This window comes from Lacibacter sp. (assembly GCF_035299325.1).
Taxonomy (GTDB): Bacteria; Bacteroidota; Bacteroidia; order Chitinophagales; family Chitinophagaceae; genus Lacibacter.
The window spans coordinates 23864-41850 of record NZ_DATGWT010000026.1 but is presented as its reverse complement, the minus strand read 5'-3'; the positions used below and the strand labels follow the sequence as shown (position 1 = coordinate 41850).

The following is a 17987-nucleotide window of genomic DNA, read 5'->3' as shown; positions in this document are numbered from 1 at the left end:
CCATGCATAGGAAAATATTAATTATTAATTGTTCATTATTAATTCTGCTGGCTTCGTGCAGTAGCAAAGCTTACCTGTTCACTTCCTTTCACGAACCGGCCGATGCGGGTTTACGGATGCTGTACAGTTATGATGGAAAAAACTGGACGGATTTAGACACAGTTCTTTTACAACCGAAAGTAGGTAATCAAAAAGTGATGCGTGATCCAAGTATGGTGCAAGGACCTGATGGAACCTTTCATTTAGTATGGACCAGCAGCTGGCGTGGCGATCTGGGTTTTGGTTATGCTTCATCGAAAGATCTGTTGCACTGGAGTGAGCAACAGTTTATTCCGGTGATGAAGAACGAACCAACAACAGTGAATGTATGGGCGCCTGAATTGTTTTATGATGATGAAGCAAAGCAATACATCATCATTTGGGCCAGTTGTATTCCGGGGCGTTTTGAACGGGGTATTGAAGAAGACAGCAACAATCACCGTATGTACGTGACAACAACAACTGATTTTAAAACATTCAGCGATACAAAATTATTTCTCGATCCGAAGTTCAGTGTAATTGATGCGGTGATTGTAAAACGAAAAAAGGATGACTATGTATTGGTGCTGAAAGATAATACAAGACCTGAGCGGAATATTAAAGTGGCGTTCGGCACATCGCCGCTTGGTACGTGGACAAATATTTCAAAACCATTCTCCGGCAATTTCACCGAAGGACCTTCGGTAGTAAAGCTGAAAGATGAATGGCTGATCTATTTCGATTCGTACCAAAAGAAAATTTATGAAGCAGTCGCAACGAAAGACTTTGTGACGTTTGAGAACGTAACCACAAATGTGAAAGTGCCGGAAGGGCATAAGCATGGAACAATTGTACCGGTGAAGAAAAAAGTCATCAGGAAACTGATAAAGAAATAAATATGAGGATAGCATTTTCGATATTATTCATTATCAATTATTCATTATTAATTGCCCAGGACACCGTTCGGTACACAGGTACAACTTTATCGAACGTGGATTATCATCACGGGCAATTATCGCCTGCTGTTGGTGTACACAATATTCAAACCATGCGGGCCAATCGTGCAGATACCGGTGCAACATCATGGACCTACAATCATGCGCCCATGCTGGCGTACTGGAACAATACTTTTTACCTTGAATATTTAAGTGATCCTGTTGGTGAACATATTCCTCCCGGTCAAACATTGTTGCAAACATCAAAAGATGGTTACAGCTGGAGCAATCCTGTTGTGATCTTTCCCCCTTACAAAGTACCCGATGGTTTTGTAAAGCCCGGCAAAACAGATACTGCAAAGAATGCGTATGCAGTCATGCATCAACGGATGGGCTTTTATACATCCAAGTCGAAGCGTTTGTTTGCATTGGCGTTTTATGGAATTGTATTAGGACAAAAAGATGATCCGAATGATGGGAATGGTATTGGCCGTGTGATCCGTGAAATAAAAGCAGATGGAAGTTTAGGCCCCATCTATTTCCTGCGATACAATCACTCCTTCAATGAAAAGAATTCTTTGTATCCGTTTTACAAATCATCAAAGGACAAAGGCTTTGTTGCAGCTTGCGAAGAAATTCTGGGTACAGCTTTGTTGATGATGCAGACAGTGGAAGAAGCTGATCGAAACGATCCGTTGATTCCGCTGCGTAAAGATTTCAAAGCATTCAACTATTATCATCTGCCGAATGGCAATGTGGTAGCACTCTGGAAATATGCGTTGACCAGCATCAGTAAAGATGAAGGTAAAACCTGGCAGTACAACCCAACAAGAGCGCCCGGGTTCGTGAATGCCAATGCAAAGATCTGGGGACAACGCACCAGCGATGGCAACTATGCAACGGTGTACAACCCATCAGAATTTCGTTGGCCTTTGGCCGTTAGTGTAAGTGATGATGGTTTGAATTATAAAAATCTATTGCTGGTAAATGGAGAGATCACTTCCATGCGTTATGGTGGCGCCTACAAAAGTTATGGTCCGCAATATGTACGTGGTATTCAGGAAATGGATGGTAAACCTGCCGATGGAAACATGTGGGTAACCTACAGCATGAACAAAGAAGATATATGGGTGAGCAGGATTGCAGTTCCGGTAAAAAATAAAGTAGCAGCACCTGTCAACGATGTATTCAATAATCTGCCTGCAGGCAAAGAACTGAACGAATGGAATCTTTACAGTCCGCTTTGGTGCAGAACAGTTATTGAACAGCACAATAATCAAAAAGTATTGGCACTGCACGACAGTGATCCGTTCGATTATGCAAAAGCAGAACGCATTTTTCCTGAATCGAAAAATGTGGTGATTGAATTTACGTTAACAGCCAATCAAACAAACACCGGTAGCCTGGAAATTGAATTGCTGGATAAAAAAGGGATGGCGACACTCCGCATCATACTTGATTCAACAGGAAGTATTTTAACCAAGCAGGGATATCGTAACAAAAGCCTGGGCAAATACAATGCGGGTGAACAAATCCATTTCAAAGTTGGGTTGAATACCACGACACGTTTTTATACGGTGACCATCAACAATGGCAAACCGAACCTGAATGTATTTTTCCAGCCGGTTGAATCAGTGGAGCGGTTATCGTTCCGGACAGGATCTGTGCGTCGTTTCCCCAATGCAGATACGCCAACTGATCAGGATTACGATCTGCCCGGTGCAGATGCTAAGGCGAAAGAAGCAGTTTATTTTATTCATTCAGTAAAAAGTCTGAACCACGATTAATGGGATTAATAGGATGAAGAAGATGAAATACAGTCTATCAAGTAATATTAAGCCAAACAGAGGGATGGAACGGAAGCGAAAGTTCTTTGTGTTTCTCTGTGTCTCCGTGTCTCTGTGGTTCAATACTTCTGCTCAACTAAAACCATTTGTACTTAAACAGGACCAGTTCAAACACTACGTTGATTATTTCAATACAATGGAAGAACCGAATATTGAGCAGGCCATTCCCAATGTAAAAAGCTGGGAGTGGATGAAAAAGAATATTCCGTTGTTTGAATGTCCGCAGCAAAATTTTGAAGAAATCTTTTACTATCGCTGGTGGACCTTACGTAAACACATCAAGAAAACAGAAAAAGGATTTGTGTTTACTGAGTTTTTGGTGCAACGTAGTTATGCGGATAAATACAATCTCATCTCCAGCGGACTTGGTCATCATATTTATGAATCAAGATGGCTGCATGATAAAGCCTACATGGATAACAATCTGCAGGTGTGGTACCGTGGCAACGATGGTAAGCCCTTAAAGAAACTGCGTTTTTATAGCGGCTGGAATGAAGATGCGATTTACAATCGTTTTTTGGTGAATGGCGATAAAAATTTTATGCTTGATCTGTTACCGGATCTGCTAACCAACTATGCTGCTTGGGAAGCCGAACGGAAAAGAGGAGATGGTTTGTTCTGGCAGTATGATGTGCGTGATGCAATGGAAGAAACCATCAGCGGCGGCCGGACGGAAAAAAATCCACGGCCTTCCATTAACGGCTATATGTTCGGTAATGCCAAAGCCATTGCAGCAATGGCAGCAATGAAAGGCGATGCAGACGTTTTTGCTTTGTACAACCGTAAAGCCGATTCGTTAAAACAACTTACCCAAGCCAAACTCTGGAACAGCAAGCACACCTTCTTTGAAGTATTGAAAGAAAAAGGCGATACAGCTGCGAATGTAAAAGAAGAGATCGGGTTTATTCCCTGGTATTTCAATTTGCCTGATACGCAATACAGCAAAGCATGGCAAAGCCTGATTGACACGAAAACATTTTGTGCGCCATTTGGTATCACCACTGCCGATCGCAGTCATCCGGAGTTTCGCACACATGGTTGCTGCAAATGCGAGTGGGATGGTGCGGTATGGCCTTTTGCAACAGCACAAACATTAACAGGCATGGCCAACCTGCTGAATAATTACCAGCAGGATTATGTGGCTGACAGTAATTATTTCAGTTTATTGAATACGTATGTTGAATCGCAGTACTACCGTGGCCGTCCGTACATCGGTGAATATCTCGATGAGAAAACCGGCTTTTGGTTAAAGGGTGATGAAGAACGCAGTCGTTATTACAACCATTCAACATTCAATGATTTGATCATTAGCGGATTGGTTGGTCTGCGACCAAGAGCGGATAATACGATTGAGGTAAATCCTTTGCTTCCTGAAAATAAATGGAACTGGTTCTGTTTGGATAATGTGTTGTATCACGACAAGATCGTAACGATTATTTGGGATAAAGACGGATTGAAATATAAAAAAGGAAAGGGCTTGAGTGTGTGGGTGAATGGAAAGAAAGTGGCTTCATCGTTGAAGCTGGAAAAAATAACTGGAAAATTATGATTGGTTTATTTGCCACAAAGTCACAAAGACAGAAATCAGCACAAAGAAAATCCTTTGTGCATCTCTGTGTTCTTTGTGTCTCCGTGGTTCTCTTTTATCCTTTGTTTTCTCGTTCGCAGCAAACAGAAAAGGTTTATCTCTCTGGTACCGGCAGCGATCAAACGGTGCAATGGGATTTCTTTTGTACAGGTGGTATGAATGCCAACAAGTGGACAAAGATCGCTGTACCCAGCTGCTGGGAATTACAGGGCTTTGGAAAATACGATTATGGTTTTGCAAAAGAAAGTGTACGTGGAAAAGAAAAGGGTTTGTACAAACATCGGTTTAATGCGCCTGCCAACTGGAAAGGAAAAGTCATCAACATCGTGTTTGAAGGTGTGATGACCGATGCAGAAGTAAAAATAAACGGCAAATCTGCAGGGGAAGTTCATCAAGGTGCGTTCTATGCTTTTAAATACGATATCAGTAAACTGCTCAACTACGGAAAAGAAAATCTGCTTGAAGTAACTGTTGCCAAACATTCAGCTAACCAATCGGTGAATGAAGCAGAACGTAAAGCTGACTTCTGGATTTTTGGTGGCATCTTTCGTCCGGTGTGGCTGGAAGTGTTGCCTGCTGTGCATATTGAACAAGTGGCGATCAATGCAAAAGCAGATGGCAACTTCACAGCAAACATCAAAACAAATACAGCTCCTGAATCTGTATCGCTGCAATTATATACTTCAACTAATGAAAAGTTTGGCAACCCGATTGCCATGCAATGGGATAAAACAAGTGCTGCAATTGTTTTAAAGAATCAATTCACATCACACAAGCAATGGAATCCTGAATTACCTATTTTGTATAAAGCTGTTTTTACCATTTATAAAAACGGAAAAGAGTTTCATACAGTAACAAAACAATTCGGTTTCCGAACCGTAGAAGTAAAACAGCGTGATGGTATTTATATAAACGGTGTGAAAGTAAAAATGAAAGGTGTGAACCGTCATGCATTTCGTCCGGAAACTGGGAGAACCACCAGCAAACAGATCAGCATTGAAGATGTAAAGCTGATGAAGGATATGAATATGAATGCTGTGCGGATGAGTCATTATCCACCTGATGATCATTTCCTGGATGTGTGTGATTCGCTGGGTTTGTTTGTAATGGATGAACTTGCTGGCTGGCATGGCAACTACGATGAACCGACAGGGAAGAAGTTGCTGAAAGAAATGATCGATCATGATGTGAATCATCCTTCCATTATCATTTGGGCAAACGGCAATGAAGGCGGTCACAATTTTGCACTCGATAAATATTTTACAGATTTTGATCTTCAACAACGGCCTGTGGTGCATCCCTGGCAATTGTTTGGCGGCTTTGATACACAGCATTACCGTGAATACAATTATGGTATCGGCAATTATGAGAATGGGAAGGACATTGTCATGCCGACAGAATTTTTACACGGACAGTTTGATGGTGGGCATGGTGCAGGGATTGAAGACTATTGGGAAAAAATGTGGCACAACCCGTTAAGTGCAGGTGGATTTCTGTGGGACTTTGCTGATAATGCAGTTGTACGAAAAGACAAGAATGATTCGCTGGATACCGATAAGCATCGTTCTGCAGATGGTATTATTGGTCCGCATCATGAAAAAGAAGCAAGCTTTTACACCATTAAGGAAGTGTGGAGCCCGGTGTTTTTTGAACGCAGGGAAATTGCTGAAGGCTTTGATGGAAAACTGAACATTGAAAATCGCTATCATTATACCAATACAAAGGAATGTTCTTTCAGCTGGAAGCTGAAACGTTTTGACATTGCCACTTCAAAGGAAACAGAAGGTAAAGCAACAGCACCCGATATTCATCCCGGCGCAAAAGGAGTGGTACAAATTCCCTTACCAGCCGATTGGAAAAATTATGATGTGCTGTATGTAACAGTGAAAGACCGTTACCAAAAAGAATTATTTACCTGGAGTTTCCCGATCAGCAGTCCTGCAACAACAGGTGCAAGAATGATTGTAAAAGAAGGCAACAATGTTATCAATACTTCAGAAGCAGATTCATTGCTGACTGTTTCGGTAAAGGATGTAACGGTGGTGCTGAATAAGAACAACGGCTTACTTGTTTCAGTGAAGAATGCGAAAGGAGCGTTGCCATTTAACAATGGTCCGGTATTGCAGGAAGGCGTCAATAATTTCAAATCATTCAAACAGTATAAGGAAGAAAACAATCTTGTGCTTGAATCTTCTTTCAACCAGAAAGAAAGTTACAACACTTTGAAGTGGACGATCTATCCTTCGGGTTGGGTGCAGTTGCAGGTACATTATTTTCCTGCTGCCTACTTCACCAACTTTGCAGGCATCAACTTTTCTTTTCCGGAAAAAGAAATTCAATCGGTAACCTACATGGGCGATGGGCCATACCGTGTTTGGAAAAACCGTTTGAAAGGAAACCAGTTTGGCGTTTGGAATAAAACCTACAACAATACAGAAACAGGTGAAGCACCGTGGATCTATCCCGAGTTCAAAGGTTATCATTCCAATTTTTACGGAGGCTACTTCTTTACAAAGAACAATCGTTTTACGGTTGTAACCGAAACCGAAGGTTTGATCCTGCGTTTGTTTACTCCGGCATGGAAAACCGATCAGTGGCACAATTACGAACCGCTGTTTCCGACTGGAGATATTTCGTTTATGAATGGCATCAGCAGCATCGGCAGCAAAACACAACGCAACGAAACAACAGGGCCGATGGGCAGCAAAAATATTTTCTACGATTACGAAAAAGATCCGTCAAGGGCTTTGCACATCAACTTATACTTTAACTTCTCTGCACAATAACAATGAAACGAATTATAACCTTACTTGTTCTGTTTATTTCTGTTCAGCAGTTAACTGCACAGGTAACAGTGAGTAATCTCCGCTGCGAAATGTTGGTGAACCCACAGGGTATTGATGTGAAACAACCTCGCCTCAGCTGGCAGTTACAAAGTAATCTCCGCAACGTGGTGCAATCAAGCTATCAGATTCTTGTAAGCAGCACTCTGCAAAATCTGCAACAGAACAAAGGCGATGTATGGAACTCAGGTAACATCAGCAGCAATAAATCATTGCATGTACCATACATGGGTGCAGAACTCAAGCCGGGTAAAACCTATTACTGGAAAGTGCTGGTGCAGACGAATAAAGGCAAAGCGGTTGCTGCACAAACTGCTTTCTTCTCCACCGGACTTACGACAGAATTATGGAAAGCAAAGTGGATCGGGTACGATAAAGCATCTGCATGGGATAGTGTAACACAATGGAGCCGCTTAAGTGCAAGATACCTGCGCAAAGAATTTAGCAGTAAGCCTGCAGTAAAACGTGCCACCGTTTATCTCTCCGGGTTGGGAATGTATGAACTGTATATTAATGGTAAGAAGATCGGCGACCAGGTGCTGGCACCAAACCCGACTGATTATCGTAAAACTTATTTCTACAATACACATGATGTAACAACGCAGATAAAAGCCGGTAATAATGCAGTGGCTGTTGTGTTGGGTAACGGACGTTTCTTTACCATGCGTCAGAATTACAAAACGCATAAGCATAACACATTCGGTTTTCCGAAACTCTTGTTGCAGCTGGAAATCGAATATGCCGACGGCACAAAGAAAACCATTGTGAGTGATGAAAGCTGGAAGCTGAATGTGGATGGCCCTATCCGTACCAACAACGAATACGATGGTGAAGAATATGATGCACGCAAAGAATTTATTGGCTGGACGAATGCCGGATTCAACGATAGCAAATGGATGCAGCCTGAATTGGTAGAAGCACCAACAGGAAAGATGGTTGCACAAATGAGCGAACCGATGAAAGTAATGCAAACCATCAAACCTGTTTCTATTAAAAAAACTGCCAGCGGTAAATACATCCTTGATATGGGACAAAATTTTGCAGGATGGATCAAACTGCAAAATATCAATGGTAAGAAAGGAGAGAAGGTGACACTTCGTTTTGCAGAGAGCTTACAATCGAACGGCGAAATCTTTGTTGCCAACTTAAGAGATGCAAAAGTGACCAACATTTATACATTGAAAGGAACAGGCAACGAAGCATGGCAACCTTCTTTTGTATACAATGGTTTCCGTTATGTAGAGGTGTCAACGTTTCCCGGTACACCAACAATCAATCAGTTTGAAGGAAAGCTGGTTTACGATGCGCTGGAAACAACAGGTTCTTTTGAAACAGCAAATACAACACTCAATAAAATTTATCAAAATGCCTGGTGGGGCATCGCATCGAATTACAAAGGCATGCCGGTTGATTGTCCGCAGCGCAACGAACGTCAGCCTTGGTTAGGCGATCGTACAGTTGGCTCACAAGGCGAAAGCTTTGTGTTCAACAACGCAACGTTGTATGCAAAGTGGATGCAGGATATAGAAGACAGTCAAACAGAAGAAGGAAGTATTCCTGATGTGGCACCTGCGTTCTGGAATTATTACAGCGATGATGTAACATGGCCTGCTGCCTATTTCTTTGTTACAAATAATTTATACAACCAGTTTGGTGATGTGACGCCGATTCAGAAACATTATCCGTCCATGAAGAAATGGATGCTGTACATGAAGAGTAAGTATATGAAGAATTACATCATCACCCGTGATAAATATGGCGATTGGTGTGTGCCGCCTGAAAGCTTAAATCTCATTCATGCAAAAGACAGCAACCGTTTAACGGATGGTAAACTGATTGCAACCGCTTACTATTACAAGTTGCTGTCGTATATGCAACGCTTTGCCAATATCACCAACAATAAAGCGGATGCAAACTACTATGGTTTGTTGAGTGATAGTATCCGCACTGCCTTTCAACAAACATTTTACAATCCGAAACTGAAACAATACAGTAACAATACAGTTACTGCAAACCTGTTGCCGTTGTATTTTGGTATTTGTCCAGATTCATTGCGAGCACCTGTGTTTGAAAAAATAAGACATAAGGTGCATGTAGAAAATCATGGGCATATCAGCACCGGTTTGATCGGTTCGCAATGGATCATGCGTGGATTGACGGAGTATGGTTATGCTGATCTGGCGTACATCATGGCCTCCAACAAAACTTATCCCAGCTGGGGTTATATGGTGGAAAATGGTGCAACAACTATTTGGGAATTGTGGAACGGGAACACAGCTGATCCCGGTATGAACAGCCAGAACCATGTGATGTTGCTCGGCGATCTGCTCACCTGGTTCTATGAAAATTTGGCTGGCATCCGTACCAACAAAACAGATGTGGCGTTCAAGAAGATCATCATGAAACCAACCATACCTGCAGGTTTGGATTTTGTAAAAGCATCGTACAACAGTTTTCATGGTTTGATCAAAAGTGAATGGAAAAATTCCATTGAACAATTTGAATGGAAGATCAGCATCCCTGCCAATACATCGGCAACGGTTTATATTCCTGCAAACAGTGTAGAAGAAATTACGGAGAGTGGTTTGTCTTTTGCCAACAGCAAAGACATCAAATTTATGAAAGAAGATAATGGAGCAGTGGTGCTGGAGATTGCATCGGGCAACTATACATTTATCCGCAATAAGAAATTCAGAAAAGGAATTGTAAAAGATGAATTCATTTTTGATCGTGCAAGCTTTCCTGAAAGTCATGCAGCAACCATTGCAGAAACGCCGGAAGGATTGATTGCTGCATGGTTTGGCGGTACAAAAGAAGGTTACAAGGATGTGTGCATCTGGACAAGTCATTTCAAAAACGGAACATGGACAGCACCTGTAAAAGTAGCGGATGGAGTAATGAACGATACATTGCGTTATCCAACATACAATCCTGTTTTGTTTTATGCACCGAATGGCGAGTTGTTGTTGTTTTATAAAATAGGTCCCAACGTTGCGGGCTGGACGGGCTGGATGAAACGCAGCAAAGACAATGGCAAGACATGGAGCGAACGGGAAGCATTGCCCGAAGGGTTTTTAGGTCCGATTAAAAACAAACCCGAACTCATCAACGGCGTTTTGCTTTGTCCGAGCAGTACCGAAAAAACAGGTTGGAAAGCGCATATCGAATTCACAACAGATTTCGGCAAAACATGGACGAAGACAGATGCGATCAGCGATCCGAAAATTTTACAAGCTATTCAACCAAGTATTTTAAAATATGCAGATGGCCGTTTGCAGATTCTTTGTCGAAGCCGAAATACTACACTCAACGAAAGCTGGAGTACAGACGGTGGTAAAACATGGAGCACCATGCAGGCATCAGCATTGCCGAATAATAATTCAGGAACGGATGCAGTAACACTGAGAGATGGAAGACAGTTATTGGTGTACAATCATAATTTACCAAACGCTTCATGGGTAAATGGCAAGGGCCCACGTACACCGTTGAATGTTGCCATCAGCAAAGATGGTAAAGTATGGAGTGCCGCATTGATTCTTGAAGATTCGCCCATCAGCCAGTATTCCTATCCATCGGTAATACAAACAAAAGATGGACTGGTGCATATTGTTTACACATGGAGAAGAGAAAAGATCAAACATGTGGTGGTTGATCCGAGCAAACTGGAGTTGAAAGAAATTGTAAACAAACAATGGCCGGGAGCGAAAGAAGGAAGCGGGAAGACAACGGATGATTAGTTGAACCACAAAGACGCAAAGACACAAAGAGTTTACTAAGTTCTTTCTCTGTGTCTTCGTGTCTCTGTGTTAAAAAATAACGATGCACAATTTGCCATTTATCGATCTTGCAGTCATTGCACTGTACATGCTTGCCATGGTGGGCATTGGTTTTTATTTTTCACGCAAGAATAAAAACAGCGACCAGTTTACAAAAGCCTCCGGTCGTATTCCCGGCTGGGCCATCGGTCTTTCCATCTACGCCACATTTTTAAGCAGCAATACTTTTTTAGGGGTGCCGGGGAAAGCATTCGGCAGTAACTGGAATGCGTTTGTATTCAGCATTTCCATGCCATTGGCTGCATGGATCGCTTCAAAATATTTTGTTCCGTTTTACAGAAGCACCGGCGAAATATCAGCATACACACATTTAGAAAAACGTTTCGGCCCATGGGCAAGAACGTATGCAGTGGTTTGTTTTCTGCTCACACAGTTTGCACGCATGGGTTCTATCTTCTTTGGTATTGCATTGAGCTTGCAGGCACTCACCGGTTTCAGTATGCAATCAATCATGATCGTGATGGGTATCTGTATTATTATTTACACAGTGCTCGGCGGTATTGAAGCAGTGATCTGGACAGAGGTAGCACAAGGCATCATTAAAACACTCGGTGCCTTGTTGATCTTGTTTTTGGTGGTGAAAGAAATTCCCGGCGGCTTCTCAACTATTATTGATGTAGCAACAACTGATCATAAAACAAGTCTTGGTAGTTTTTCGCCCAACTTTACCGAATCGACTTTTTGGGTGGTGCTCTTCTATGGGTTCTTTATCAACCTGAATAATTTCGGGATGGATCAGAACTATATTCAGCGATATCATACTGCACAAACGGAGAAGCAGGCAAGTAAATCTGTTTGGCTTTGTGTGTGGATCTATGTACCGGCCTCGTTCTTATTTTTTGTAATTGGTACTGCCCTGTATGCATTTTATCAAACACAACCCGGCATGATCGATCCGGTGAAGTTACAGGTAGCAGCAGAAAGGTTAGGCGTAGCCGCAACATCAGCTGAAGCAAAACAATTGGCTGCAACATTAAGCCCTGCAGATTATGGTGATAAAGTGTTGCCGTTTTTTATGGTGAATAATATTCCAACAGGTTTGGTTGGTTTAATTGTGTCGGCTTTATTATCGGCTGCCATGAGCACCATCAGCAGTAATATGAATGCGTCGGCCACCGTATTTACCGTTGATATTTACCAGAAATATTTTAAGCCCGATATAACCGATAAACGCAAATTGTATTTGCTCCATGCATCAACCATTGCCTTTGGTGTAATTGGTTTGTGTACAGGTCTGGCCATGATCGGTGCAAAAAGTCTGCTCGACATCTGGTGGGAGCTGAGTGGCATTTTCGCTGGCGGTATGCTGGGGTTATTCTTGTTGGGACTCATCAGCCGTCAAACAAAAAATGCAGCAGCCATAACGGCCGTTATCATTGGCATCATTGTGATTTTGTGGATGACCTTCTCCGGCAAACTCGGTGAGAATTATGCGTTCCTGAAAAATCCCTTGCACAAGAATATGATCATTGTGGTGGGAACCTTGAGCATTTTTCTCACCGGCTTGCTCATTACCAAACTCCGTCCTTCGAAACAGTAAAATTGTACAGCAGAAAAGTGAAATGCTACATTGTAAACCCGTACCGATAAGGTCAAATTTATGCATTAAATAAAGGTTGTTATGCCCGATAAAAAATTTGTCCCGGTAATGATCACTCCTTACAATCTCAAAGCAGAGGTTGACCTGGATGTAGTAAGCATATTGGTTGAATTTTATTTGGCTGCGGGTGTAAAAGGTTTCTTCGCCAACTGTCTCAGCAGCGAAATGTTCAGCATTACAGAAAATGAACGTTTAGAATTAACTGCACATATTGTAAAGCAGGTGCGTGGCCGTGTACCTGTTGTTGCAACCGGTTCGTTCGGCCTAACCATCGCTGATAAAGCACTTTTTACCCGCCAGATATTTGATACAGGTATTGATGCAGCCATCATGATCACTGGTCATTTTGCAAAAGAAGAGGATAGTGATGAGGTGCTGCTTCGCAACTTCGAACAGATGTTCCAGGCAACAGGCAATATTCCATTGGGCATGTATGAATGTCCTGCGCCTTACAAACGTATTATTACAGCAGATGTATTCAGGCAATTGTTGTCTGCAAATCGTTTGATCTATCATAAGGATACTTCCATCACGCATGAAAATGTGCAGGCTAAGCTTAATATACTGAAAGAAACCCCGAACAATATGGAGTTTTATGATGCACATACACCTAATGCCATGTTCAGTTTGCTGCAGGGTGCAAAAGGTATGTCATCTATCTCCGGTAATTTTTATCCGGAAGTAATGGTGTGGATGGTGAACAATGCAACCAATCCCGATAAACAAGAAGAAGTAAAATGGCTGCAGGAAGAGTTAACAAAAGTGGATCCGTTGATTCATATTGCATACCCCATGTGTTCGAAATACTTTTTGCAGAAGAGAGGATTGCCGGTGCGAACTATCAGTCGTGCTGTTGCAACCAAGTTAACACCCGACCAACGAAATACACTTGATGATATTTATAACAAGTTTGAACACTGGTGCGAACGATTACAGATCCAGAAAGTGGATGTGCAGTCTATTGCCGGTTCAGGGTTTAAAGAAGAAAGTGTGTTTTAATAAGTCGATTATGTCTATCTCAGCATTTAAAATAATTTTTCCCGGTAAGTTAGTAACAGGTAATGGTACTTTGTCGCAATTGACAAATGATGTATTGGATCTGCAACCAAAGAAAATTTTTATTGCAACCATTACACCTCTGTTAAAAACGATTGAAGATTTTACAGGAATGTTCAAACAACAAAAGATCGAAGTGTTGGTTGATACATCCATTGTTGCAGAACCATCGTTCAGCGATTTTGAAACGTTGATGAAAAAAGTTGCACCGTTCAATCCCGATTTAGTGATTGGAATTGGGGGCGGCAGTGTACTCGATATTGCCAAACTTGTTGCTGCACAACTAGAGAATAAACAACAACTGAGAGATTATGTAGGCATTGGTTTGTTAAAGGGAAGAAAGAAAAAACTCATTTGTGTTCCTGCAACATCGGGCACAGGCAGTGAAGTATCGCCCAATGCTATTTTGGTTGATGATACAGATAATCAGAAGAAAGGAATTATCAGTCCCTTTCTTGTTCCTGATATTGTATATGTTGATCCGTTGTTGACTGTTTCTGTTCCGCCTGCTATTACTGCAGCAACAGGAATGGATGCATTAACGCATTGCCTCGAAGCTTATACAAACAAATTTGCACAACCATTTATTGATCTCTTTGCTTTTGAAGGCATGCGGTTGATCGCAGCGAATATTGTTACTGCTGTAAAAGATGGCAGCAATATTGAAGCAAGAGAAAAAGTAGCGATGGGCAGTTTGTACGGCGGCTTTTGTTTAGGCCCGGTGAATACAGCAGGTGTGCATGCATTGTCGTATCCATTGGGAAGTATGTATCATTTGGCGCATGGTTTATCTAACGCTGTGTTATTGCCCTATGTAATGGAGTATAATATTGTGGCAGCTGTAGATCGTTATGCAGATGTAGCGGTTGCATTGGGTTGCACACGTGAAGCAGATGCATGGACAACAGCCAAAGCAGGAGTGGAGAAGATAAAAAAACTGAACAAAGCCTGCGGCATACCAACAACGTTACAGGAAGTGGGAGTGAAGGAAGAAACGATTCCGCAAATGGCGATGGAAGCAATGAAGATCCAACGTTTGCTGAAAAATAATCCAAGAGAAATTACAGAACAGGATGCGGTAAGCATTTTTAAATCGGCATTTTGATGAAGAAGAATAAAAAGTTTAGTGGAGTGATTGTGCCGGCTGTAACGCCGCTTACAAAGGCGTTGCAGATAGATAATGTCGCTGTTGGAAAAATATTTGAACAGTTTTATGCACACAGTATTTCTCCGTTCATATTAGGAACTACAGGAGAGTCTGCCTCTTTATCTGCTGATGTAAAGGAGCAGTATGTAAAAGCGGCGGCAAAACACAAGAAATACGGAACGGTTTTATATGCCGGTATTTCATCGAACGTATTGAGCGAATCAATTGATTTTGCAAAGTTTTGTGCCGATCATGCTGTAGATGCTGTTGCAACAACCTTGCCTTCTTATTATGCGTTAACCGAAACGCAGATGAAGAAATATTTTGAAACATTGGCAGATGCGATTCCATTGCCATTGATCATTTATAATATTCCTGCAACTACTCATATGAGTATTCCGTTGCAGTTGATCGACGAGTTGAGTCATCATCCAAACATTATTGCAACAAAAGATTCAGAACGCAGTGATGAACGTTTGGCGCAATCATTGGCGTTGTGGAAAGACCGTGAAGACTTTGGCCATTTTCTTGGCTGGGCAGCAAAATCTGCTGAAGCATTGATTGGTGGCAGCGATGGTTTGATTCCAAGCACTGGAAATTTAATGCCGGAGATCTATGATGAAATGCTGAAAGCAGTTACGGCCGGTGATCATACAAAAGCATTTGAGATGCAAAAGATCAGTGATGTGTACGGCAACTTATACCAATCAGGAAAAACATTAGGTGAAAGTTTGTGGGCTTTAAAAGCAGTGATGCAGCACAAGGGAATTTGTGAAGATGTGGTGATGCCGCCGTTGCAGGCATTAGGTGAAGAAGAGAAGAATAATTTGATTAACGCATTTAAAAAATTAAGTAACCCCGTTGGCGGCTAAAGCCCCAACGGAGGGTATTTTAAAAATAAAAAGATACTTCAACCGCCGACAGGGTTTTCAACCGCTGTCGGGGTTTCAAATAAAAAACGAATAGATGAGCAAACCGGTTTTAGCCATTACCATGGGCGATCCTGCAAGCATCGGTCCTGAGATCGCAGTAAAAGCATTGTTGCAAAAAGAAACATATAACATTTGCAAACCATTATTGGTGGGCGATGCAGTAGTGTTTCAACAGATCATTGATAAACTGCAACTCAATGCAAAAGTGAATGCAATCAGCAAAGTTGCTGATGCAAAATTTGAATTGGGTACGATTGATGTGTATGATCTCGGCATTACAGATATTACAAAGCTTGAGTTTGGAAAGATCAATGCCATGTGTGGCGAAGCATCGTTCCAGGCAGTGAAGAAAGCAATTGAATTAGCAATGGCAAAGGAAGTAGATGGAACAGTAACAGGCCCGATTAACAAGAAATCCATCAACGAAGCCGGTCATCATTATGCAGGCCATACAGAGATCTATGCGCATTACACAGGCACAAAGAAATACGCTATGCTGCTGGTGGAAGATAACATCAATGTGATTCATGTGAGTACGCATGTATCACTCAGGCAAGCTTGTGATCTGGTAAAGAAAGAACGAATTGTGCAGGTGATCGAATTGATTGTTGATGGATTGAAACGATTAGGCAAAACAAATTTGAAAATAGGTGTAGCAGGATTAAATCCGCATGCAGGTGATAGTGGTTTGTTTGGTACTGAAGATGATGAAGAAATATTACCGGCGGTGATCGAAGCAAAAAATTTAGGTTATGATGTGGAAGGCCCTGTGCCACCCGATACCATGTTTGCAAAAGCAGCAATGGGAGCGTATGGTGGAGTTGTGGCCATGTATCATGACCAGGGACATATTCCGTTCAAGCTTGCAGGTTTTAAATGGAATGCAGAAAAGCAACAGATGGACAGTGTGAAAGGTGTGAACATCACCTTGGGTTTGCCTATCATCCGTACATCAGTTGATCATGGAACTGCATTTGAAATTGCAGGCAAAGGCATTGCCAGCGCTGATGCAATGGTATTGGCCATTGAAAGTGCAGTACAGTTGAGTAAACACAAGTAAAAAATGATTGCAGTAATAGCTGATGATTTTACAGGTGCGGCTGAGTTAGCCGGTATCAGTCTGCGTTACGGACTGAAAGTAGAATTATGTACGGCTGATATTGCTGCAACAGATGCAGATGTGTTGATTGTAAGTACAGATAGCCGCTCTTTGAACAAAATTGCAGCATTAGAAAAAACAAAATCTGCTATTAAGCAAGTGTTAGCGTTAAATCCATCGCTTGTTTATAAAAAGATTGACTCAGTGTTGCGTGGCTATGTGTTGGATGAATTGAAACTGCAGATGAAGTTGATGAACAAAAGCAAAGCCTTCATCCTTCCTGCCAATCCATCTTTAGGAAGAACCATCAGTAACGGCAATTATTATGTACAGGGACAACTGATCAGCGAAACAGGTTTTGCAAACGATCCGGAATTTCCTGTAAGCAGTTCGGTGGTAAAACAAATGCTGAAGGATGAATCGGTAAGCGTGCTCCCACACAGCAATGCACTTCCCTCAACAGGGTTCATTGTGGGTGAAGCAACAACAGAGGCTGATGTACAGGCTTGGGCTTCAAAAATGAATGATGAGTTTGTAGTAGCTGGTGCGGGTGATTTCTATGCAGCATTGCTCAACAAACAATTAAAAGAAGTAAAACAGCAACAACCGGAATTGCAGCTTCCTTTCTTATACGTGTGCGGTACAGCATACGATCAATCGGTGAAATACATCAAACAGGTTGATGAAAAGAACAAGACTGTTTTATATATCACCAGGCAGATGATTGAAAGCGGGGTTAAGGATGTTGCCTGGTTGCAGCAATGCAGAAATGTAATTGAGCAAAAGCAGAAAGCCATCATTGCGTTTAACAATGAAGTAATACCTGCCGAAATATCCGCTGCTGATTTACGCAGCATCATGGCAAAAACAGTGAAAACCGTTGTTGAGCAAGATAAGATCAGCGAACTGTTTATGGAAGGTGGGTCTACGGCAACAGCCATTTTACAGGAGCTGGGTATCAAGAAACTTTCACCGGTAAATGAATTAGCGAGAGGAGTGGTGCGAATGAAAGCAGGAGAATTATACATAACGGCTAAACCCGGCAGTTACGAATTAAGCAAAGAGTTCAAACAACTTTTCAAATAA

General features: G+C 41.9%; 11 protein-coding genes. All 11 read left to right on the top strand.

The features are described 5' to 3' along the window. Positions 1–2: 2 nt before the first annotated feature. The 11 genes from VK159_RS15400 (at position 3) to VK159_RS15350 (ending at position 17987) form a co-directional block, all read left to right on the top strand. Complete coding sequence (locus VK159_RS15400) at positions 3–914, top strand: glycoside hydrolase family 43 protein (RefSeq protein ID WP_324231050.1); 912 nt, start codon at positions 3–5, stop codon at positions 912–914. A gap of 2 nt (positions 915–916) precedes the next feature. Continuing rightward, complete coding sequence (locus VK159_RS15395) at positions 917–2740, top strand: exo-alpha-sialidase (RefSeq protein ID WP_324231049.1); 1824 nt, start codon at positions 917–919, stop codon at positions 2738–2740. A gap of 22 nt (positions 2741–2762) precedes the next feature. Beyond that, positions 2763–4349, top strand: a complete 1587-nt coding sequence (locus VK159_RS15390) for an MGH1-like glycoside hydrolase domain-containing protein (protein WP_324231048.1) — start codon at positions 2763–2765, stop codon at positions 4347–4349. Between the two features lie 83 nt (positions 4350–4432). After that, the gene (locus tag VK159_RS15385; protein WP_324231047.1) at positions 4433–7174 is read left to right on the top strand and encodes a glycoside hydrolase family 2 protein; all 2742 of its coding nucleotides are present in this window, start codon (positions 4433–4435) and stop codon (positions 7172–7174) included. Positions 7175–7176: 2 nt separating this feature from the next. After that, entirely contained in the window at positions 7177–10968 is a 3792-nt protein-coding gene (locus VK159_RS15380) for a family 78 glycoside hydrolase catalytic domain (RefSeq protein WP_324231046.1), read from the top strand. 82 nt (positions 10969–11050) lie between these two features. Continuing rightward, the gene (locus VK159_RS15375; protein WP_294906466.1) at positions 11051–12607 is read left to right on the top strand and encodes a sodium:solute symporter; all 1557 of its coding nucleotides are present in this window, start codon (positions 11051–11053) and stop codon (positions 12605–12607) included. 81 nt (positions 12608–12688) lie between these two features. Beyond that, positions 12689–13666: a dihydrodipicolinate synthase family protein gene (locus tag VK159_RS15370; RefSeq protein ID WP_294906469.1), complete on the top strand. Its 978-nt coding sequence runs from the start codon at positions 12689–12691 to the stop codon at positions 13664–13666. A gap of 10 nt (positions 13667–13676) precedes the next feature. Continuing rightward, positions 13677–14828 (top strand): iron-containing alcohol dehydrogenase, encoded by a 1152-nt coding sequence (locus tag VK159_RS15365; protein ID WP_294906472.1) that lies wholly within the window; start codon positions 13677–13679, stop codon positions 14826–14828. Continuing rightward, complete coding sequence (locus VK159_RS15360; protein ID WP_324231045.1) at positions 14828–15742, top strand: dihydrodipicolinate synthase family protein; 915 nt, start codon at positions 14828–14830, stop codon at positions 15740–15742. Before VK159_RS15365 ends, VK159_RS15360 begins: the two co-directional genes overlap by 1 nt. Positions 15743–15836: 94 nt before the next feature. Further along, the gene (pdxA, locus tag VK159_RS15355; RefSeq protein WP_324231044.1) at positions 15837–16862 is read left to right on the top strand and encodes a 4-hydroxythreonine-4-phosphate dehydrogenase PdxA; all 1026 of its coding nucleotides are present in this window, start codon (positions 15837–15839) and stop codon (positions 16860–16862) included. A 3-nt stretch (positions 16863–16865) separates the two neighbouring features. Beyond that, a complete protein-coding gene (locus VK159_RS15350; RefSeq protein WP_324231043.1) occupies positions 16866–17987 on the top strand; it encodes a four-carbon acid sugar kinase family protein in 1122 nt (373 codons plus the stop codon).